This window comes from Streptomyces aurantiacus (assembly GCF_027107535.1).
In the GTDB taxonomy this organism is placed as follows: Bacteria; Actinomycetota; Actinomycetes; order Streptomycetales; family Streptomycetaceae; genus Streptomyces.
Genome location: NZ_CP114283.1, coordinates 824,228 through 844,441, shown reverse-complemented (window position 1 = coordinate 844,441; position 20,214 = coordinate 824,228). Strand labels below are relative to the sequence as shown.

Sequence of the window (20,214 nt, the reverse complement as noted above, 5' to 3'; positions counted from 1 at the left end):
CCTGCGCAACCCCTTGACGAAGCCCCTGGACCGCCATACGTTCCCGGAACATTCGAACTACCACCCGAAACATTCGTGACGCGAGCGAGCCGAAGGGGGCGCGTCCGCGTCGGGAGTACGAGCGCGCGCAGGCCCGGGGAGGGCCGAGTGCGGCCGTGCTCCCGGCGCGGGTCGCGGCGCCCCGGTGGCGAGCGAGTCGGAGAAGAAGAGGTGCTGTCATGGAGTCGATCAGCGGGCGGTCCAACGGCGGGCAGCCCACGGGCGGAGGCCTGGGCGGCCGCACGTTCAGCAGGCGCTGGGTCCTCGGCGCCGGTGCCACCACCCTGCTCACCACCGGGCTCACCGCCTGCGGCTCCAGTGACGGTTCCGGCGGGGGCAGCGAGACGATCGACGCCTTCACGTACGGGGACGACGCGGTGAAGGTCCAGGCCGCGGCGGTCGACCGCTTCAACAAGTCCGCGGCCGCCAAGTCGGCCAAGGGCAAGGTGAAGCTGGTGAAGGTCCCGGGTGCGGACTACACGGCCAAGCTCCGTACGGCGATGGGCTCCCCGAGCGCCCCGGACGTCTTCTTCAACTGGGGCGGCGGCTCCATCAGGGCGTACCAGGAGGCGAAGCAGCTCCTCGACCTGACCGACACCATCGAGGGCGATCCGGTCCTGAAGAACGGCTTCCTGCCCGCGGTGCTCGCGGCCGGTGACCTCGGCGGCCGCCACTACGGCGTCCCGATGCGCGGCATGCAGCCGGTGATCCTCTTCTACAACAAGGCCGTCTTCGCCGAGCACAAGCTCCAACCGCCCACCACCTGGGACGAGTTGCAGGGCATCAACGCCAAGCTGAAGGCCGCGGGGATCACCCCGTTCGCGCTCGGCGGGGCGGACACCTGGACCGAGCTGATGTGGCTGGAGTACCTCGTCGACCGCATCGGCGGACCGGAGGTCTTCGCGAAGATCCAGGCCGGCGACTCGTCCGCCTGGGGCGACCCGGCCGTCCTCAAGGCCGCCGAGACGATCAAGGAACTGATCGACGACGACGTCTTCGGCTCCAAGTTCAGCTCGGTGTCGTACGTCAACGGCGGCGCCCCCGCGGTCTTCGCCAAGGGCAAGGCGGCGATGCACCTGATGGGTTCGTGGGAGTACTCGACCCAGCTCGGCAAGTTCCCGTCCTTCGCGAAGAAGAACCTGGGCTGGTGCGCGTTCCCCACGGTCGAGGGCGGCACCGGCGACATCCGCAACGTCGTCGGCAACCCCACCAACTACTGGTCCGTCAACGCCCGTACGCAGAACAAGGACGCGGCGATCGCCTTCCTGAAGGACTGCGCCTCGCAGACGTACGCGAAGGCGCTGGTCGCCAACGGCGACATCCCGACGACCGCCGGCGCGGCCGAACTGCTCGACGCCTCGCCCAACCCGCAGTTCGCCAAGTTCCAGTACGAGATGGTCGAGAAGGCACCGGCCTTCACGCTCTCCTGGGACCAGGCGCTCGGCGCCGACATCGCGACGCCGATGCTCACCGAGATCAACAAGCTGTTCGTCGGACAGTCCTCGCCGAGCGAGTTCGTGTCGGCGCTCAAGGAGCTGAAGTGAGCGCACCGAGCCCCACTAAGGCTCCGGCGGAGGACCGGGCCGCCGAGCACGGAGGGCCGGAGGAGCCCCGTCGGCCGAAGGGACCCGGCTCCTCCGCGGTCGGCCGCCCGCACGCCGCCTGGGCCCTTCCCGGCGTCCTCTTCTTCACCTTCTTCGCCGTGGTCCCGATGGGCCTGGCCTTCTACCTCTCGTTCACCGCCTGGGACGGCCTCGGCGACCCGCGGCCGGTCGGCCTCGACAACTGGCGCAAGCTGCTCGACGACGACCGGATGGTCCAGTCCCTGTGGCTGACCGTCCTGCTGACGGCGGCGAGCTGGGTCTTCCAGACCGTGATCGCCCTGCTGCTCGGCGTCTGGGCGGCGGGCCGCCAGCGCAACCGGGCGATCCTCTCGGCGGTCTTCTTCGTCCCGTTCCTGCTCTCGTCGACGGCGATCGCGCTGCTCTTCTACGCCCTGCTCGACCCGAACTTCGGCATCATCCGGGAGAACATCCTGGGTTCCTCCAACGGCGCGTTCCTCGCGATCGTCTTCATCGGCGCCTGGCAGTTCATCCCCTTCCACACCCTGATCTACCAGGGCGGGGCCCGCCAGATACCCGAGGTGCTCTACCAGGCGGCGGCGATCGACGGCGCGGGCCGCTACCGCCAGTTCTTCTCGATCACGCTCCCGCAGCTGCGCCACACCATCACGACGTCCACCGTCCTGCTGGTCGTCGGCTCGCTCACGTACTTCGAGACCGTGCTGATCCTCACCAAGGGCGGCCCGGGCACTGACACGGCGATCCTGCCGTACCTGATGTACGAGGCGGGCTTCAAGAGCTACGACTTCGGCTACGCCAGCGCCATCGCGTCGTTCCTGGTGCTGACGGCCACGGGTCTGTCCCTGGTCCTCGTACGACTGACCGGCTTCGGCCACATGCGCAGCACCCGCGAAGGGATGTGACGGAGTGTCACACGACACGTTGCCGCGCCCCCGCCCCCCGAAGACCGAGGAGCGTCCTCCTGTGCCGCCTGTGCCGCCCCGCCGCCGGCACTGGACGAAGCGCGCCAACCCCCTCGCGGGCCTGGGCTCGGTCGTCTGGCTCGCGGTCGTCCTCGTACCGATCTACGCGATGCTGTCCGCCTCGCTCACCAGTCAGGACAAGGCGCTCACCGGCAACCCGCTGAGCCCGCCCACGAGTCCGACGCTCGACAACTACAACACCGTGCTGAACAGCGGCTTCGGCCATCTGCTCAGCAACACCGCGATCGTGGCCGTCTCGGTCGTGGCCATCGTCCTCGGCCTCTCCCTCCCGCTCGCGTACGTCGCCGTCCGCACCCGCAACCGCTGGTCGGGGCTGGCCTTCCGGCTCTTCCTCCTCGGCGTGGCGATCCCGGCCCAGGCGGTCGTCGTCCCGCTCTATCTCCTGATCGCCAAACTCGACCTGTACGACAGCCTGTTGGCGGTCATCCTGCCGACGGCGGCCTTCGCGATGCCGGTCTCGGTGCTCGTCCTCGTGGGGACGCTCCGAGACGTCTCGGAGGAGCTGTACGAGGCGATGGCCCTGGACGGCGCCTCCCCGCAGCGGATGCTGTTCCAGCTCGCCGTCCCGATGGCGAAGGGCGGCATCAGCACGGTCGTCATCTTCTCGGCGCTCCAGGCCTGGAACGGCTTCCTCTTCCCGCTGATCTTCACCCAGTCCGACGGCCCGCGCGTGCTGACCCTCGGACTCTTCAACTACGTCAGCCAGTTCGGCGTGAACATCCCCGCCCTGCTCGCCTCGGTCGTCCTCTCCGGCGTGCCGATCTTCGCCGTCTACCTGGTGGCCCGCCGCGCGCTGATCGGCGGTCTGATGGGCGTGGGCGGAAAGTGAACCCACCCGACTCCGGCTCCGACCCCGACAGGAGTTCCATGACCACCGCCCCCTGGCGTGATCCCGCCCTGCCCGCCGAGGCCCGGGTCGACGACCTGCTCTCGCGGATGACCCTGGAGGAGAAGGCCGCCCAGCTGTACGGCGTGTGGGTGGGCGCCGCCACGGACGGTGACGGAGTCGCCCCGCACCAGGACGAGATGACCGCGGACTTCGACTGGGACGAGGTGATCACCCGCGGGCTGGGCCAGCTCACCCGCTCCTTCGGTACGGCCCCCGTGGACCCCGCGCTGGGCGCGCAGGCCCTCGCCCGCGCCCAGCGCCGGATCAGCGAGGCCGGCCGCTTCGGCATCCCGGCCGTCGCCCACGAGGAGTGCCTCGCCGGCTTCACCGCGTGGGGCGCCACCGCGTATCCCGTGCCGCTGGCCTGGGGCGCCTCGTTCGACCCGGACCTGGTCGAGGAGATGGCCCACCGGATCGGCCGCGACCTCGCCTCCGTCGGCGTCCACCAGGGGCTCGCCCCCGTCCTGGACGTCGTACGGGACCTGCGGTGGGGCAGGGTCGAGGAGACCATCGGCGAGGACCCGTACCTCGTCGGCACGATCGGCGCCGCCTATGTCCGCGGTCTCGAGTCCGCCGGGGTCGTCGCCACGCTCAAGCACTTCGCGGGGTACGCGGCCTCGGCCGGCGCCCGCAACCTGGCCCCCGTGCGGGCGGGTGTGCGCGAGTTCGCCGACATCACCCTGCCCCCGTTCGAGTTCGCGCTGCGCGAGGGCGGGGCCCGCTCGGTGATGGCCGCGTACACGGACACCGACGGGGTGCCCGCGTCCGCGGACCCGTACCTGCTGACCGAAGTCCTGCGGGAGCAGTGGAAGTTCGACGGAACGGTCGTCAGCGACTACTTCGGCGTCGGTTTCCTGCAGACCCTGCACCGGGTCGCGGGCACCGAGGCGGGCGCCGCCCACGCGGCCCTGGCCGCCGGCCTGGACGTCGAACTGCCGACGGTCCGCTGCTACGGGGAGCCGCTGGTCGAGGCGGTACGGGCCGGTGACATCCCGGAGTCCCTGGTGGACCGGGCGGCGGCCCGGGTCCTGCGCCAGAAGTGCGAGCTGGGTCTGCTGGACGAGGACTGGAACCCCGAGCCGGCCGGCCCGATCGACCTGGACTCGGCCGCGAACCGCGCCCTGGCCCGCCGCCTCGCCGAGAAGTCCGTCGTCCTGCTCTCCAACCCGGACGGGCTGCTCCCGCTCGCCCCGGACACCCGGATCGCCGTGGTCGGCCCGCGGGCCGCCGACGCCCTGGCCATGCTGGGCTGCTACTCGTTCCCCTCCCACGTCGGCACGCACCACCCCGACAAGCCGACGGGCATCGAGATCGCCACCCTGCTGGAGTCCCTCCGCGCGGAGCTCCCCGACGCCAAGATCACGTTCACCGAAGGATGCGACACCACCGGCCCGGACACCTCGGGCTTCGCGGAGGCCGTCGCGCGCTCCGCCGAGGCGGATGTCTGCGTGGCCGTGCTCGGCGACCGGGCGGGCCTCTTCGGCCGCGGCACCTCGGGCGAGGGCTGCGATGTCGGCGACCTGCGGCTCCCGGGCGCGCAAGCCCAGTTGCTGGACACCCTGACCGCCACCGGCACGCCCGTCGTGCTGGTCCTGCTGACCGGCCGCCCGTACGCGCTGGGCCGCTGGCACGACCGGCTGGCCGCCACGGTCCAGGCGTTCTTCCCCGGCGAGGAGGGCGGCCCGGCGGTGGCGGGTGTCCTGTCGGGCCGGGTGAACCCGTCGGGCCGGCTCCCCGTGAGCGTCCCGCAGGACCCCGGTGGCCAGCCGTGGACCTATCTCCAGCCCCCGTTGGGCCTGGCCGGCGCGGTCAGCAGCCTCGACCCGACCCCGCTCCACCCCTTCGGCCACGGCCTCGGCTACACGGACCTCACCTGGGAGGACACCGAGGACCGCCATGCGGAGATCACCACGGACGAGTCGTACGACGTATCGGTCACGGTCCGCAACACGGGCTCCCGGGAGGGCACGGAGGTCGTCCAGCTCTACCTCCACGACCCGGTGGCCAGGGTGACCCGCCCCGACGTCCGCCTCATCGGCTACCACCGCCTCACCCTGGCCCCGGGCGAGGCCCGCCGGGTCTCGTTCCGCTTCCACCCGGACCTGTCGGCGTTCACCGACCGCGCGGGCCGACGCGTCGTGGAACCGGGCGCCCTGGAACTGCGCCTGTCCAGGTCCAGCACGGACACCCGCCACACGACCCACATCACCCTGACGGGCCCGGAACGCCACCCGGGCCCGGACCGCCGCCTGCGCTGCGACTCGACGGAGACGGAGCCGCAGCCCAGGGGCGCGGGGAGCGACGCGGTCCTCTAGGGGCGCGGGGCCCTCTACCCGTCGACGGACTCGAACCGCCACCGATGAACGGCCCGCGCAACCAACCCCCCAGCCGGCTCCGGCAACTCGGGCAGCTCAGCCTCATACGCGGCATCCCACCACGTGATGACGAGCACCCGATCCCCCGGAGCCCGCAGGACCTCCCGACGCAGGGGCCGCGCCGGGAGGTCCTGCTCCCGCACCCACGCGAGCAGCTCGGCCCCCCTCCCCTGTACGGCCCGGGCTTCCCACATCAACGCGACGGTCATGAGTACAGGTTGTCCTTGCTGACCTCGTGCACATGGTCGTGACCGTGGCTGTGGTCGTGCGAACGCCCGGGGACATGCGGATCCGTGACGGGCAACGAGGAGTCCGCCGACAGATCCCAGTCGGAGGCGGCCCGCCCACGGGCCACCATCTCCGCACCGAGCGCGGCGACCATCGCCCCGTTGTCGGTGCACAGCTTCGGCCGCGGCACCCGAAGCCGGATGCCCGCGGCCTCGCACCGCTCCTGGGCGAGCACCCGCAGCCGCGAGTTCGCGGCGACTCCCCCGCCGATCATCAGGTGGTCGACGCCTTCGTCACGACAGGCCCGTACGGCCTTGCGGGTCAGCACGTCGACAACGGCCTCCTGGAAGGACGCGGCGACATCCCGCACCGGCACCTCCTCGCCCGCCGCCCGCTTGGCCTCGATCCACCGCGCCACGGCCGTCTTCAGCCCGGAGAAGGAGAAGTCGTACGCGGCGTCACGCGGCCCGGTGAGCCCGCGCGGGAACGAAATCGCGTTCGGGTCGCCCTCCTTCGCGTACCGGTCGATGACCGGCCCGCCGGGGAATCCGAGGTTGAGCACCCGCGCGATCTTGTCGAAGGCCTCGCCCGCCGCGTCGTCGATGGTCGCGCCCATGGGCCGTACGTCGCTCGTGATGTCGGAGGACAGCAGCAGCGAGGAGTGCCCGCCGGAGACGAGCAGAGCCATCGTCGGTTCGGGCAGCGCGCCGTGCTCCAGCTGGTCCACGCAGATGTGTGAGGCGAGGTGGTTGACGCCGTACAGCGGCTTCCCCAGCGCGTACGCGTACGCCTTCGCCGCCGACACCCCGACGAGCAGCGCGCCCGCGAGCCCGGGCCCGGCGGTGACGGCGATCCCGTCCAGGTCCCTGGCGCTCACCCCCGCCTCCTTGAGTGCCCGTTCGATGGTCGGCACCATCGCCTCCAGGTGCGCGCGGGACGCGACCTCCGGCACCACACCGCCGAAGCGCGCGTGCTCGTCGACGCTGGACGCGATGGCGTCCGCGAGCAGTGTCGTGCCCCGGACGATGCCGACGCCGGTCTCGTCGCAGGAGGTCTCGATGCCGAGGACGAGAGGTTCGTCAGCCATTGATCTCGGTTCCTTGTACGGAAGTTGACGGGTCGTTGAGGCGCATCACGAGGGCGTCCACGTTCCCCGGCTGGTAGTAGCCGCGCCGGAAACCGATCGCCTCGAAGCCGAAGCGCTCGTACAGCTTCTGGGCACGGACGTTGTCGACACGGCATTCGAGCAGCACCTCGGCGCACTCGAAGGCGGTGGCGGCCCGCAGCAGTTCGGTCAGGATCAGCGCGCCGAGGCCGGTGCCCCAGTGCTCCCGGGCGACGGCGATGGTCTGTACGTCACCGGTGTCCCCGGCGGAGGCGAGGCCCCCGTACCCGACGATCCGCCCGGCGCTCTCGGCGACGACGTACCGCCGTGTCGCCGCCGGCCCGCGCGCGTGGGCCAGGTCGGACCAGAACATGCCCCGCGACCAGGCGTCCTCGGGGAAGAGGTCCTTCTCCAGTTCCAGCACGGGCTCGATGTCCCACCAGCGCATCTCGCGCAGCACCGCGGTCGTCACTTGGGGGTGACCACCTTGTAGTTCTTGGGCACCTGGGCGTCGGGCCGGCGCAGGTAGAGGGGCCGGGGCGCCTCCAGTTCCTCGCCCGCCGCCAGCCGCTCGGCCGCCAGGGACGCGAGGGCGGCCGCCGAGACGTACTCGGGTCCGCGGGCGTCCTTGAAGGTGTCGGGGTAGAGCAGCGCTCCCGCGCCCACGGCGGGCAGCCCACCGATGTCCAGGTCCCCCGGCCGGTCCACGGCGGGCTCGGTGAGGCGCGTGCGGGAGTCGGCGTACCGCGCCCAGTAGACCTCCTTGCGCCGGGCGTCGGTCGCCACGACGAAGGGGCCGTCGGCAAGGGCGTCGTCGGCCGCGTACGCGAGACCGTCCAGGGTGCACAGTCCATGCACGGGGACTCCGAGCACGAGCCCGAACGTGTCGGCGGTCATCAGGCCGACCCTCAGCCCGGTGTACGGGCCGGGGCCCACGCCGACGACGATGCCGGTGACGGCGTCGAGCCGCATCCCGGCCTCGGCGAGCACCCGGTCGACGGCCGGCAGAAGCAGTTCCCCGTGCCGGCGCGCGTCCACCTGGCTGGAGGCGGCGACGACGGACGTCCCGTCGTGCAGGGCGACGGTGACTGCGGGGGTGGCGGTATCCAGAGCGAGCAAGAGCACGCGAACAGCCTACGGCGCCCGGACCCGGAGCACGGCCGCCTCAATCCGGCACCGACCTGCTGATAGCGTCATACCGGCACAGCACGGACAAATGCCGTACGAGAGGTGGCACTCAGGTGGTTCGGAGCAGCTCGGGAATCGTGACCGGGCTCACCGCGGCGGCGCTCGCCACGATCGGCTTCCTCGCCTACCAGGCGGCGGCGCACGTACCGGGCGGACCGGACGCGCCGCAGGCCGCCGACTCCTCCCCGGCCACCGCGCCGAAGGCCCCCCGGGACAGGGCGCACCCCACGGCGCTGCCCGCCGGGTCGGGCAGTGGTCGGCGGGTCGTCTACTCGGTGGACGACGACCGGGTGTGGCTGGTCGGTCCGGGTGACCGGGTCAGGGGGACGTTCGCGGTCACCCCCGGCACGGTGGATCCGCCGCCCGACACGTACGTCGTCACCTCACGCTCCGGCGTCATCACCGGCACGGACGGTGTGGCCGTCGAGCACGTCGTCCGCTTCGCGGACGTGGACGGCGTCGCGGTCGGCTTCAGCGCCGCGGTGGACGGCTCGGCCGCCGCCCCCGACCCCACCAAGAAGCTCGGCGGAATCCGAGAGTCCCGCCCCAACGGCAGAGCCATGTGGGAATTCGCAACAATCGGCACAAAAATCACCGTGATCAAGTAACCCCGCCCGCCCCTCACCCCCCAGCCGACCTCCTTCGGGCGCGGGGAACGGCGCGATCTCCTGGAGCTCGGGGAACTGCGCAGTCTTTTGGGGGCGCGGGGAACTGCGCAATCCCTGACCGGCACGCTGAACCGGCGCGCAACCCCCTCCAGGGGCGCGGGGAACGGCGCAGTCTTTTCAGGGGCGCGGGGAACTGCGCGACCAGCCACAGCGAACCCGCAGAACACCGACGGCAGTCACCGGCGACCCCCTACGCCGCCCGCCGAGGCACAACACACCCCACCGCCCCCACCGCCGGAGGCACCGGCACGGGAGGGGGCGTGGAAACGACCCGAGCGAACTCCCCGGCCGCAAGCAGCGCCGCCATCGACACCCCACGAGGCTCCACGGACCCCCGTCGCGGCACTTCACGTTCCGGCGGCGTCGGCATGGCGGCCTCCTGGGGCTCCGGGAACAGACGTGGTTAGGTAGACCTAACCAGCTCCTCCGCCCATGTGAACACGCCGGAGCCACCGGACGCAACATCTTCCCGACGCCATGTCGGAACGTTGGGCGAACGTACGGACCACGGGTGTGCCGAAGCCGTGAAAGGACCCGCCGTCAGGCGGAGAGCACGCCCGGATCGACCGTCGCCCAGCGCTCCCCGACCCCGGTCAGCGTGACGTGCCGTACCTCGTCCGTCGTGTCGCCGACGGCCCGGTGGATCAGGACGTGCAGCCGGTCGTCGGTCAGCTCCTCGACCTTGCCCTCGCCCCACTCCACGACGATCACGGAGTCGGACAGCGACACGTCGAGGTCGAGGTCCTCCATCTCGTCGAGCCCGCCGCCCAGGCGGTACGCGTCCACGTGGACCAGCGGCGGGCCCTCACCGAGAGGGGGGTGCACACGGGCGATCACGAAGGTCGGGGAGGTGACCGCGCCCCGGACGCCGAGACCCTCGCCGAGCCCGCGCGTCAGCGTGGTCTTGCCCGCGCCGAGCTCGCCGGTGAGCATCACGAGGTCGCCGGCCCGCAACAGCTTGGCGAGCCTGCGACCCAACTCCTTCATGTGTTCGGGGGAGTGGACGGTGATCTCGGTCCTGACGCCGGCCTGGGGACGCTCCGGGGGTCCCGAGGGGTCAGCCGGGTTGTGCGCTGCTGCTGGTGCTTCCATAGCCACCCACGGTAGCCCCTGCCGGGACGGCGCCGACGCGGGTCAGGAGGTCCGCGAGGCGGTCTATGACGACCTCGGGGTGCTCCATCATCACCAGGTGCCCGGCGTCCGGCACGAGCACCAGCTCGGCGTCCGGCAGCAGGTCGGCGATGGCCTCGCTGTGCTCGCTCGGCGTCACGAGGTCCTTGACCCCGGCCAGCACCAGCACGGGCAGCTCGGCGAAACAGGCGAGTGCCTCGGTCTTGTCGTGGTCGGTGAAGGCCGGGTAGAACTCGGCGACCACGTCGATCGGAGTGGCCTCGATGAGCCGCTCGGCGAACCGCGCGACCGCCGGGTCGACGTCCCTGGACGCGAACGAGTACCGCTTGATGATCCCCGCGAAGAGGTCGGCGGTGGCCCGGCGTCCGCGCTCCACCAGCTCGGCCCGCTGCCCGAGCGCCTTCAGCACGCCGGGCAGTATCCGCCGCACCGCGTTGACGCCCGCGACGGGCAGGCCGAAGTTGACCTCGCCGAGCCTGCCGGACGACGTCCCGATCAGGGCCACCCCGACCACACGCTCCCGGATCAGGGCGGGGTACTGGTCGGCGAGGGCCATCACCGTCATGCCGCCCATCGAGTGGCCGACGAGCACGAGCGGGCCCTCGGGCGCGGCCGCGTCGATGACGGCCTTCAGGTCCTGGCCCAGCTGGTCGATGGTGACCGGCTGGTCGTCCCGGACCTGGGCCACGCCCCGGCCCGAACGGCCGTGGCTGCGCTGGTCCCAGTGGACGGTCCGCACGACACCGCGCAGGGCGGCCCGCTGGAAGTGCCAGGAGTCCTGGCTGAGGCAGTAGCCGTGGCTGAAGACGACGGTGACGGGGGCGGGTGCCTTGCGGCCGAAGAGCCTGCGGCGGCGCGGGGCGAGGGTGGAGTCGGCCTCCACCTCGTCGACCTCGTAGTACAGCTCGGTGCCGTCGTCCGCGGAGGCCTTGCCCGGCATGCCGCGCAGCGCCCCGTACGGGCCGGCCGAGTCGAGGGCGAGCCTCGCCTTCATGCGCATGCCGCGGCCGACCGTGAGCCGCTCGATCGCGACTCCGGCGGCGGCGCCCGCGGCGACCACGCCTATCGCGGCGCCGGCGAAACCCGCCCTGCGCCAGCTCGCGGTCCCCGCGGAGACGGCCGAGGCCGCGGCCGTGACCGCTTCCGCCGCTGCCTCCGCACTGCTCTCGCTCACGAACCGCTCCTCTTCACCCAGGTCCTGCCGATGTCGGTTGTGCCCGCCGTTGCCACTGGTGCCCGCTGTGCCGTGTCCGGCACGTCCGCGGTAGCCCGCTTGTTCGTCGGTGTGGTTGTCCGCTGTTTCTCGGTGCGGCTACCCCGCTTGTTGCTCGTTCACGTAGACGCGCGGGACACGGGTTCCGATGCGGGTGACGATTTCGTACGCGATCGTGCCCGCGGCCTTGGCCCAGTCCTCCGCGGTCGGCTCCCCGTGGTCGCCGGGCCCGAACAGGACCACCCGGTCGCCGACCGGCGGCTCGTCCCCGCCGAGGTCGACCGCGAACTGGTCCATCGCGATGCGCCCCGCGACCGTCCGCCACTTGCCGCCGAGCAGCACGGGTCCGGCGCCGGAGGCATGACGGGGGATGCCGTCCGCGTATCCGACGGGCACGAGACCGAGGGTCGTGTCGCCGGCCGTGACGTAGTGGTGTCCGTAACTGACGCCGTGCCCCGCCGGCACGTGCTTGACCAGCGCGAGCGACGCCCAGAGCGTCATCACCGGGCGCAGCCCGAGGTCGGCGGGGGTGCCCAGCTCGGGGCTGGGCGAGATGCCGTACGTCGCGATCCCGGTCCGTACGAGGTCGAAGTGGCTCTCGGGCAGCGTGAGCGTGGCGGGCGAGTTGGCGATGTGCCGCACCTCGGGTCTCAGGCCCTGTCCCTCGGCGTGGGCCAGCATCTCGCGGAAGCGGGTGAGCTGGGCCGCGATGGAGGGGTGGCCCGGTTCGTCGGCGCAGGCGAGGTGCGACCACAGGCCGGTGACGGTGACCAGGCCCTCGGCCTCGGCGCGCCGCGCCTCGGCGACGAGCCCGGGCCAGTCGGCGGGCTGGCAGCCGTTACGGCCCAGGCCGGTGTCGGCCTTGAGCTGGACGCGGGCGGTACGGCCCGCCGCCCGCGCGGCCCGCGCCGCCTCCCGCAGGGACCACAGTCCGCTGACGCCCAGGTCCAGATCGGCCTCGACGGCTTCCCGCCACGGCCCGCCCGGGGTCCACAGCCAGCACATGATCCGGCCCGGCAGGCCGGCCGCGCGCAGGGCGAGGGCCTCCTCTGGGGTGGCCGTGCCCAGCCAGGTCGCCCCCGCGTCCAGGGCCGCGCGGGCGCACGGGACCGCCCCGTGTCCGTACGCGTCGGACTTGACCACCGCCATGAGGGCGGCGGCCGGCGCCTGGGCGCGCAGGGTCCGCACGTTGGCCCTCAGGGCGGCCAGGTCGATCTCGGCGCGGGCACGCGCGGAAGCTGTCTCAGTCATCGCGCCCAGTGTCTCAGAGGGCTCCGGCACCACCCTCAGGTACCGGGCTTGCGGCCCCACACATAGACGCGGTCGCCCGTGTAGAGCACCTTCCACAGGGTGCGGGCGTCGGCGATCCGCATGTTCACGCAGCCCATCGAGCCCGGCGGGTTGTGGACACTGCCGTAGATGCCGTGGAAGGCCTGGCCGCCGCTGAAGAACTGGCTGTACGGCATGGGGGTGTTGTAGAGCGTCGACCAGTGGTTCTTGTGCTTCCAGTAGACCTTGTGCCAGCCGCCCCTGGTCCGGTAGCCGGCCTTGCCGCTGCGGATCGGCACGGGCCCGAACACCACCCTGCTCCCCTTCTGCACCCAGGTCAGCTGCCGGGTGAGGTCGACGCAGGCGGTGCGGCCGGCCCGTACGGGGCACTTCCCGGCCGCGTTCGGCCTCTTCGCGGCGGACAGGAGCTGCATCCGGGCCCAGGTCACGGGCCCGGCGAAGCCGCTGTCGGGCCGGATCCCCTGTCTGTTCTGGAAGGCACGGACGGCCTGGCAGTCCGCCGCCGACTGCTTCCCGTCCACCCTGAGCCGCAGCCACCGCTCGACCTGCCGCTGGTACGGCCCGGTCTGCCTGCTGCACGCCACCGCCCCGGCCTGCCGCGCCACGGCGTCGCTCAGCGGTACGTACTCGATCAGCGCGTCGCTCCCGTCGGCGGCGGCGCGCGGTTCGAGGGCGTCCTCCTCGGCGCTCGGCGTGTACACGTTCGGGGCCAGCGCCTGGTCGGGGGTGTCCAGCTGCCACGGCTGGTACGGGCCCGGGGGCACCCCGGGCACCAGTTCACTCTGCGGTGCGGGGGCGCCGGGGGCCGGTGGAGGAGCCGCGACGGCCCCCGGCACGGCCAGCGCCGCGACGAGTGCGGCCAGGACGACGACGGTTCTGCGACGGGCGGTTCTGTGACGGACCATGGGCCCAGCGAAACCCCCGAGGGCGCCGAGCCGTGGTCAGCCGCGCGGCAGGGTCGCCCGTTGTGCGCACGCGCACGGGTGCCACCGGCTCAGTCCGTGACGTTCCGCCAGGCCTCGCGCACCGCCTCGGCGACGTCGTGCGCGCCGATGGGAGCCCCGGCCGCCGCGAGCCGCCCCGCCAGCCCGTGCAGGTACGCTCCCGCGCTGCCGGCGTCCAGCGCGTCGAGCCCGGCGGCGAGCAGCGACCCGGTCAGCCCGGACAGCACGTCCCCGCTCCCGGCGGTGGCCAGCCAGCCGGTGCCGGTGGAGTTCACCCGCACGGGCCCGCCCCCGGGGGAGGCGACCAGCGTCGTCGACCCCTTCAGCAGCACGGTGGCCCCGTACCGCTCGGCGAGCTCCCGTGCGGACGTCAGCCGCGCGCTCTCGACCTCGTCCCGGGAGACACCGAGCAGGGCGGCGGCCTCCCCGGCATGCGGTGTCAGCAGGGTGGGTGCCCGCCTCGCCCGTACGACCTCACGGTCCGCGAGCCGCAGTCCGTCGGCGTCCACGAGCACGGGCACCTCCGCCTTCAGTACGGCCGCCACGGCGTCGGCGTCGTCCCCGGCGCCGGGACCCACCACCCAGGCCTGCACCCGCCCGGCCCGCTCCGGCGAACCGGACGACACCAGCGTCTCCGGGAAGCGGGCGATCACCGCGTCCCCGGCGGGCCCGACGTACCGAACGGCTCCGGCGCCGCCGCGCAGGGCCCCGGCGACGGCGAGCACGGCCGCCCCCGGATAGCGGCCGGACCCGGCCGCGATGCCCACGACCCCCCGCCGGTACTTGTCGCTCTCGGCGCCCGGCACGGGCAGCAGGGCCGCGACGTCGGCGTGCTGCGGTGCCTCCAGCTCGGCCTCGCCGGGCAGCGACAGCCCGAGGTCGACGAGCCGCACGGAACCCGCGTACTCCCGTGCGGGATCGACGAGCAGGCCGGGCTTGTGCGTTCCGAAGGTCACGGTCACGTCGGCCCGTACGGCGGCTCCGCGCACTTCGCCGGTGTCGGCCTCGACACCGCTGGGCAGGTCGACCGCGACGACGGTGGCGCGGGTCTCGCCCAGCACCTCGACGAGCGACACGGCGTCCGGGCGCAGGCCTCCCTTGCCGCCGATCCCGACGATGCCGTCCACAACGAGGTCGGCCCGTCGGATCGGTTCACCGGCGGTCTCCGGCCCGCGCACCACCGTGCCACCGGCGCGGTTCAGGGCCGCGAGGCCGCCGGGGTGGGTGCGTTCGGGTGCGAGCAGCACCGCCGTGACACCCGCTCCCCGCCGGGCCAGCCGGGCTCCGGCGTACAGAGCGTCACCGCCGTTGTCGCCGCTGCCCACGAGCAGCACGACCCGGCTGCCGTACACCCGGCCCAGCAGCTCCGCGCAGGCGGCGGCGAGGCCGGCCGCCGCCCGTTGCATCAACACCCCTTCCGGAAGCCGTGCCATCAGCTCCCGCTCGGCCGCCCGGACCGTCTCCACGCTGTACGCAGTACGCATGGGATCGAGTGTCCCCCACCGGTCGGTGACGCGGGCGCGGGCACACCAACCGGTGCGCCCCGCCCGGCCCGTGGACCACCGCGCGCCGCCGCCGTGGCGTCCCGCGCGCCGTCAGCCCTCCGCCACCACCACCGCGGACGCCACCCCCGCGTCATGGCTGAGCGACACGTGCCAGGACCGCACCCCGAGCTCCGACGCCCGCGCCGCCACGGTCCCGGTCACCCGCAGCCGGGGCTGCCCACTGTCCTCGACGTACACCTCGGCGTCGGTCCAGTGCAGCCCGCCCGGGGCGCCGAGCGCCTTGGCCAGCGCCTCCTTCGCGGCGAACCGCGCGGCGAGCGAGGCGACACCCCGCCGCTTCCCGCTGGGCAGCAGCAACTCGCTCTCGAGGAACAGCCGCTCGGCCATTCCGGGCGTACGCTCCAGCGACACCGCGAACCTGTCGATCTCGGCCACGTCGATGCCGACGCCGATGATGCTCATCCGCGCACTCTACGAGCTGAGCGCCGACCGCGGCCGAGGGGGACGGAAACAGCTGCGTGGAATCGCGAACTCCCCCGCGCACACCGCCGTCCGCGACTCCACGACCCCGGCCAGGGCCGCCCTCACCTTCCCGGCGGGAGCCTTCGCCGTGTTTCCCGACGGGGTGAAGGGCTACTCCACCGTCACCGACTTCGCCAGGTTCCGGGGCTGATCCACCTCGTTGCCGCGGGCCGTCGCCAGCTCGCACGCGAAGACCTGCAGCGGCACGGTCGCCACGAGCGGCTGAAGCAGCGTCGGGGTCGCCGGGATCCGGATCAGGTGGTCCGCGTACGGGACCACCGTCTCGTCCCCCTCCTCCGCGATCACGATCGTCCGCGCGCCCCGCGCCCGGATCTCCTGGATGTTGGACACGATCTTGTCGTGCAGCACCGACCGTCCCCGGGGCGACGGCACGACCACGACGACCGGCAGGTCCTCCTCGATCAGGGCGATCGGCCCGTGCTTCAGCTCGCCCGCCGCGAAGCCCTCGGCGTGCATGTAGGCGAGCTCCTTGAGCTTGAGCGCACCCTCCAGCGCCACCGGGTATCCCACGTGGCGCCCCAGGAACAGCACGGTGTTCTTCGAGGCGAGGGAGCGCGCGAGTTCCCGTACCGGCTCCATCGTCTCCAGGACCCGCTCGACCTCGCGGGAGATCCGGGACAGCTCGCGTACGACGTCCTGGATCTCGTCGCCCCACTTGGTGCCGCGCACCTGTCCCAGGTACAGGGCCACGAGATAGCAGGCGACGAGCTGCGTCAGGAACGCCTTGGTCGAGGCGACCGCCACCTCGGGGCCCGCGTGCGTGTAGAGCACGGCGTCCGACTCGCGGGGGATCGTGGAACCGTTCGTGTTGCAGACGGCCAGGACCTTGGCGCCCTGCTCCCGCGCGTGCCGCAGAGCCATCAGCGTGTCCATGGTCTCGCCGGACTGCGAGATGGCGATCACCAGCGTCTGCGCGTCCAGGATCGGGTCCCGGTAGCGGAACTCGCTCGCGAGCTCGACCTCGCAGGGGATCCGGGTCCAGTGCTCGATGGCGTACTTGGCGATCAGCCCGGCGTGGAAGGCCGTACCGCACGCGACGATGACGACCTTGTCGACCTCGCGCAGCTCCGAGTCGCCGATCCGCACCTCGTCCAGCGTCAGTGAACCCGCCGCGTCGATGCGCCCCAGCAACGTGTCGGCGACCGCCTTCGGCTGTTCGGCGATCTCCTTGAGCATGAAGTAGTCGTAGCCGCCCTTCTCGGCGGCGGAGACGTCCCAGTCGACGTGGTACGAGCGCACCTCCGCCGGGCGGCCGTCGAAGCCGGTGACGGTCACCCCGTCCCTGCGCAGCTCGACCACCTGGTCCTGCCCCAGTTCGATCGCGGACCGGGTGTGCGCGATGAACGCGGCGACGTCCGAGGCGAGGAAGGCCTCGCCCTCCCCCACGCCCACGACGAGCGGCGAGTTGCGCCGCGCCCCGACGACCACGTCCGGCTCGTCGGCGTGCGCGGCCACCAGCGTGAAGGCCCCCTCCAGCCGCCGGCACACCAGCCGCATGGCCTCGGCGAGGTCGGCGCACGCGGAGAACTCCTCGGCGAGCAGGTGTGCGACCACCTCGGTGTCCGTCTCGGAGGACAGCTCGTGCCCCCGCTCGGCCAGTTCGGCCCGCAGGGCGGCGAAGTTCTCGATGATGCCGTTGTGGACGACCGCGACCCGTCCCGCGTTGTCGAGATGGGGATGCGCGTTCGCGTCCGTGGGTCCGCCGTGTGTGGCCCAGCGGGTGTGCCCGATGCCCGTCGAACCGGCCGGCAGAGGTCTCTCGACCAGCTCCTTCTCCAGGTTGGCGAGCTTGCCGGCCTTCTTCGCGGCGGCCATCCCGCCGTCCGCGAGCACCGCGACGCCCGCCGAGTCGTAACCCCGGTACTCCAGCCGCTTCAGCCCGGCCACGACCACATCGAGCGCCGACTGCGACCCCACGTATCCCACGATTCCGCACATGGCGGCAGCCTAAGGGCCGACGCCCGCCCGTTCGGGGCACCGCGTGCCCGATATCGGAAATCGCCGGGCGCCCGTACGTTCCGCGTCCGCGTGCGGGCGGTCCCGTCCTGGCGGCTCCCCGCCTACTCCCCGCGTTCGATCCGGTCGATGGCCTCCTGCACCATCCCCAGGTACTCGACCTCCTCGCAGCGCGGCTTGCTGCCCATCTCGTACAGGTCGATGCAGTCGTAGAGGTACTCCCCCAGGTCCTCGTCCGGCAGGTCGAGCGCCAGCTCGCTGCACACCCGGCCCTCCACATCGGCCGGCCGCCGACGCCCGGGTCTGCGTCCGACGAGGCCACGCACACGGAACCGTACGGTCATGACGACCATCCCCACCCCTGGCGTCCCGGGAGGCGGCTCGCCCCCGGATGGCCGGACGCTATCCCCGTACGACCCGGCGGTCCAGGGCTGGGACGCGTGCAGAACGCACCGACGTGACGGACTCCACCCTCCCCGGGCCCGAAAGGAGCAAGGGGGATCCCCTTCTCCGTTCAAACTCCCGTAACAATGAACTGTGATCTCACCGGCTCCCTCGTTGCCGCGGAGCGCCCACCGGCCCAGGCCGGAGGCGACTCCCTACGTCGACCTCACCCGCGCGGAGTGGAGCGCGCTGCGTGAGAAGACGCCGCTCCCACTGACCGCCGAGGAGGTGGAGAAGCTGCGCGGTCTGGGCGATGTCATCGACCTCGACGAGGTACGGGACATCTACCTGCCGCTGTCCCGGCTCCTCAACCTCTACGTCGGTGCGACCGACGGCCTGCGAGGCGCCCTGAACACCTTCCTCGGCGAGAAGGGCTCCCAGTCCGGTACGCCGTTCGTGATAGGCGTCGCGGGCTCGGTCGCCGTCGGCAAGTCCACCGTCGCGCGTCTGCTGCAGGCCCTGTTGTCCCGCTGGCCCGAGCATCCGCGGGTGGAGCTGGTCACCACGGACGGTTTCCTGCTGCCCACCAAGGAGCTCCAGGCCCGCGGCCTGATGTCCAGGAAGGGCTTCCCGGAGTCCTACGACCGCCGGGCGCTGACGCGGTTCGTCGCGGACATCAAGGCGGGCAAGGACGAGGTGACGGCCCCCGTCTACTCGCACCTCATCTACGACCGGGTCCCCGGCAAGCGGCTCACCGTCCGCCGCCCCGACATCCTGATCGTCGAGGGCATCAACGTCCTGCAGCCCGCCCTGCCCGGCAAGGACGGCCGCACCCGTGTCGGCCTCGCCGACTACTTCGACTTCAGCGTGTACGTGGACGCCCGCGCCGAGGACATCGAGCGCTGGTACCTGCACCGCTTCCGCAGGCTACGCGACACGGCGTTCCAGGACCCGTCCTCGTACTTCCGCAAGTACACCCAGGTCTCCGAGGAGGAGGCCCTCGACTACGCCCGCACGACCTGGCGGACCATCAACAAGGTCAACCTCCTGGAGAACGTGGCCCCGACCCGCGGCCGCGCCACCCTCGTCGTGCGCAAGGGCCCCGACCACAAGGTGCAGAAGCTCAGTCTGCGCAAACTCTGACCTCAACCCCGTCATCGGGTCCGGCTACCCTGCCCCCATGCTGCACCTGCGCCTGATCACCCCGCCCGACCGGACCGACGCCGTGGTCCGCCTGATCGAGAACACGGTCGGCACCACCCACCTGGCGGTCGTCGCGGGGGCCGCCCGCAACCCCGTCGGCGACATCGTGATGGTCGACGTGGCGCGCGAGGCGGGTGACGAACTGATCGGCGGACTGCGCGAGTTGGAGATCGACGAGTGCGGGTCGATCGCCGTCGAGAACATCGACCTGTCCCTGTCGAAGCGGGCCGACAAGGCGGAGGACGACGCACCCGGCGAGGGCTCGGACGCGGTCCTGTGGGAGCACCTGACGGACGCGACGCACGAGGAGTCGACGCTGTCGGTCACGTACGTCGCCTTCATCACGCTCGCCACGATGCTTGCGGCCTGCGGTGTGGTCCTCGACAACGCGATCCTGATCGTGGGCGCGATGGCGGTGGGCCCGGAGTTCGGTCCGCTGGCGGGATTCAGCACGGCTCTGGTCCGGCGGCGCCCCCGTCTGGCCGTGCGCTCGCTCGTCGCGCTGCTCGTGGGCTTCGCCGTGGCGATGGCGGCGACCGTGGCCTTCAGTGTGCTCATGGACGGCCTGGGGCTGTTCAGCGAGGGCCAGTTGGAGGCCGACCGGCCCAACACGGCCTTCGTCTACGCGCCCGACGCGTTCTCCTTCGTCGTGGCGGTGCTGGCGGGCATTGCCGGCACGCTCTCCCTGACGTCGGCCAAGTCGGGCCTGCTGGTGGGTGTGGCCATCTCCGTCACCACGGTCCCGGCGGCGGCCAACGCGGCCGTCGCCCTCAGCTACGGGGACACCGCCCAGACGATCGGCTCGACCAACCAGCTCCTGCTGAACCTGCTGGGCATCGCCCTGGCCGGCACCCTCACCCTGCTCACCCAGAAGTGGCTGTGGTCGAGGCAGCGCAACCGTACGAACGCCGCGTGAGGGAACGCCTCCGGCAGGACTCCGGAGGCTGAGCGCCCCGAAGGGGCGTGGGGGAACCGCGCGACAGGCCA

At 72.3% G+C, this 20,214-nt stretch carries 20 protein-coding genes; 8 read left to right on the top strand and 12 right to left on the bottom strand.

Annotated elements, in window-relative coordinates:
* The first annotated feature begins 218 nt into the window (after nt 1-218).
* From O1Q96_RS05560 to O1Q96_RS05545, 4 genes are read left to right on the top strand one after another with little or no spacing between them, the layout of a single operon-like run.
* Nucleotides 219-1,583 (top strand): ABC transporter substrate-binding protein, encoded by a 1,365-nt coding sequence (locus O1Q96_RS05560; RefSeq protein WP_269247109.1) that lies wholly within the window; start codon nt 219-221, stop codon nt 1,581-1,583.
* Nucleotides 1,580-2,524 carry a carbohydrate ABC transporter permease gene (locus tag O1Q96_RS05555; RefSeq protein ID WP_269247108.1) on the top strand — a complete coding sequence of 315 codons (945 nt, stop codon included), beginning with the start codon at nt 1,580-1,582 and terminating at the stop codon, nt 2,522-2,524. The genes O1Q96_RS05560 and O1Q96_RS05555 overlap by 4 nt, the downstream gene beginning before the upstream one ends.
* A gap of 4 nt (nt 2,525-2,528) precedes the next feature.
* Complete coding sequence (locus O1Q96_RS05550) at nt 2,529-3,434, top strand: carbohydrate ABC transporter permease (protein ID WP_419586425.1); 906 nt, start codon at nt 2,529-2,531, stop codon at nt 3,432-3,434.
* 38 nt (nt 3,435-3,472) lie between these two features.
* On the top strand, nt 3,473-5,809 hold the full coding sequence (locus O1Q96_RS05545; protein ID WP_269247106.1) for a beta-xylosidase/alpha-l-arabinosidase: 2,337 nt from the start codon (nt 3,473-3,475) through the stop codon (nt 5,807-5,809).
* A 14-nt stretch (nt 5,810-5,823) separates the two neighbouring features.
* On the opposite strand, the gene O1Q96_RS05540 is transcribed toward O1Q96_RS05545, so the two are convergent.
* The 4 genes from O1Q96_RS05540 to tsaB are packed head-to-tail and all read right to left on the bottom strand — an operon-like array spanning nt 5,824 to nt 8,327.
* A complete protein-coding gene (locus O1Q96_RS05540) occupies nt 5,824-6,078 on the bottom strand; it encodes a hypothetical protein (protein WP_269247105.1) in 255 nt (84 codons plus the stop codon).
* Entirely contained in the window at nt 6,075-7,184 is a 1,110-nt protein-coding gene (gene tsaD, locus O1Q96_RS05535) for a tRNA (adenosine(37)-N6)-threonylcarbamoyltransferase complex transferase subunit TsaD (RefSeq protein ID WP_269247104.1), read from the bottom strand. The genes O1Q96_RS05540 and tsaD overlap by 4 nt, the downstream gene beginning before the upstream one ends.
* Nucleotides 7,177-7,650, bottom strand: a complete 474-nt coding sequence (gene rimI / locus O1Q96_RS05530; protein WP_269253483.1) for a ribosomal protein S18-alanine N-acetyltransferase — start codon at nt 7,648-7,650, stop codon at nt 7,177-7,179. The genes tsaD and rimI overlap by 8 nt, the downstream gene beginning before the upstream one ends.
* A gap of 20 nt (nt 7,651-7,670) precedes the next feature.
* Nucleotides 7,671-8,327: a tRNA (adenosine(37)-N6)-threonylcarbamoyltransferase complex dimerization subunit type 1 TsaB gene (gene tsaB, locus O1Q96_RS05525; RefSeq protein ID WP_269247103.1), complete on the bottom strand. Its 657-nt coding sequence runs from the start codon at nt 8,325-8,327 to the stop codon at nt 7,671-7,673.
* A gap of 116 nt (nt 8,328-8,443) precedes the next feature.
* Between tsaB and O1Q96_RS05520 the strand changes: the two genes are divergently transcribed.
* Complete coding sequence (locus O1Q96_RS05520) at nt 8,444-8,998, top strand: hypothetical protein (RefSeq protein ID WP_269247102.1); 555 nt, start codon at nt 8,444-8,446, stop codon at nt 8,996-8,998.
* A gap of 600 nt (nt 8,999-9,598) precedes the next feature.
* Here O1Q96_RS05520 and tsaE read toward each other — a convergent pair.
* From tsaE to O1Q96_RS05490, 6 genes are all read right to left on the bottom strand, one after another.
* Entirely contained in the window at nt 9,599-10,150 is a 552-nt protein-coding gene (tsaE, locus tag O1Q96_RS05515) for a tRNA (adenosine(37)-N6)-threonylcarbamoyltransferase complex ATPase subunit type 1 TsaE (protein ID WP_269247101.1), read from the bottom strand.
* A complete protein-coding gene (locus O1Q96_RS05510) occupies nt 10,116-11,363 on the bottom strand; it encodes an alpha/beta fold hydrolase (protein ID WP_269247100.1) in 1,248 nt (415 codons plus the stop codon). The genes tsaE and O1Q96_RS05510 overlap by 35 nt, the downstream gene beginning before the upstream one ends.
* 138 nt (nt 11,364-11,501) lie before the next feature.
* Nucleotides 11,502-12,653 carry an alanine racemase gene (alr, locus tag O1Q96_RS05505; protein ID WP_269247099.1) on the bottom strand — a complete coding sequence of 384 codons (1,152 nt, stop codon included), beginning with the start codon at nt 12,651-12,653 and terminating at the stop codon, nt 11,502-11,504.
* Nucleotides 12,654-12,688: 35 nt separating this feature from the next.
* Nucleotides 12,689-13,597 carry a L,D-transpeptidase family protein gene (locus O1Q96_RS05500; RefSeq protein WP_269247098.1) on the bottom strand — a complete coding sequence of 303 codons (909 nt, stop codon included), beginning with the start codon at nt 13,595-13,597 and terminating at the stop codon, nt 12,689-12,691.
* Between the two features lie 89 nt (nt 13,598-13,686).
* The gene (locus O1Q96_RS05495) at nt 13,687-15,120 is read right to left on the bottom strand and encodes an NAD(P)H-hydrate dehydratase (protein ID WP_269247097.1); all 1,434 of its coding nucleotides are present in this window, start codon (nt 15,118-15,120) and stop codon (nt 13,687-13,689) included.
* Between the two features lie 111 nt (nt 15,121-15,231).
* Nucleotides 15,232-15,603, bottom strand: a complete 372-nt coding sequence (locus tag O1Q96_RS05490; protein WP_269247096.1) for a holo-ACP synthase — start codon at nt 15,601-15,603, stop codon at nt 15,232-15,234.
* Between O1Q96_RS05490 and O1Q96_RS05485 the strand changes: the two genes are divergently transcribed.
* Nucleotides 15,593-15,814 carry a DUF397 domain-containing protein gene (locus tag O1Q96_RS05485; protein WP_269247095.1) on the top strand — a complete coding sequence of 74 codons (222 nt, stop codon included), beginning with the start codon at nt 15,593-15,595 and terminating at the stop codon, nt 15,812-15,814. The genes O1Q96_RS05490 and O1Q96_RS05485 overlap by 11 nt on opposite strands.
* Here O1Q96_RS05485 and glmS read toward each other — a convergent pair.
* Together glmS and O1Q96_RS05475 are read right to left on the bottom strand one after the other, a co-directional pair.
* A complete protein-coding gene (gene glmS, locus O1Q96_RS05480) occupies nt 15,775-17,622 on the bottom strand; it encodes a glutamine--fructose-6-phosphate transaminase (isomerizing) (RefSeq protein WP_269247094.1) in 1,848 nt (615 codons plus the stop codon). The two genes, O1Q96_RS05485 and glmS, sit on opposite strands and share 40 nt — an antisense overlap.
* 122 nt (nt 17,623-17,744) lie before the next feature.
* The gene (locus tag O1Q96_RS05475) at nt 17,745-17,984 is read right to left on the bottom strand and encodes a hypothetical protein (protein WP_217454825.1); all 240 of its coding nucleotides are present in this window, start codon (nt 17,982-17,984) and stop codon (nt 17,745-17,747) included.
* 193 nt (nt 17,985-18,177) lie between these two features.
* Here O1Q96_RS05475 and coaA point away from each other — a divergent pair, with 193 nt between their 5' ends.
* Together coaA and O1Q96_RS05465 are read left to right on the top strand one after the other, a co-directional pair.
* The gene (gene coaA, locus O1Q96_RS05470) at nt 18,178-19,167 is read left to right on the top strand and encodes a type I pantothenate kinase (protein ID WP_269247093.1); all 990 of its coding nucleotides are present in this window, start codon (nt 18,178-18,180) and stop codon (nt 19,165-19,167) included.
* Nucleotides 19,168-19,204: 37 nt separating this feature from the next.
* Nucleotides 19,205-20,143 (top strand): DUF389 domain-containing protein, encoded by a 939-nt coding sequence (locus O1Q96_RS05465; RefSeq protein WP_269247092.1) that lies wholly within the window; start codon nt 19,205-19,207, stop codon nt 20,141-20,143.
* The last annotated feature ends 71 nt before the right edge of the window (nt 20,144-20,214 follow it).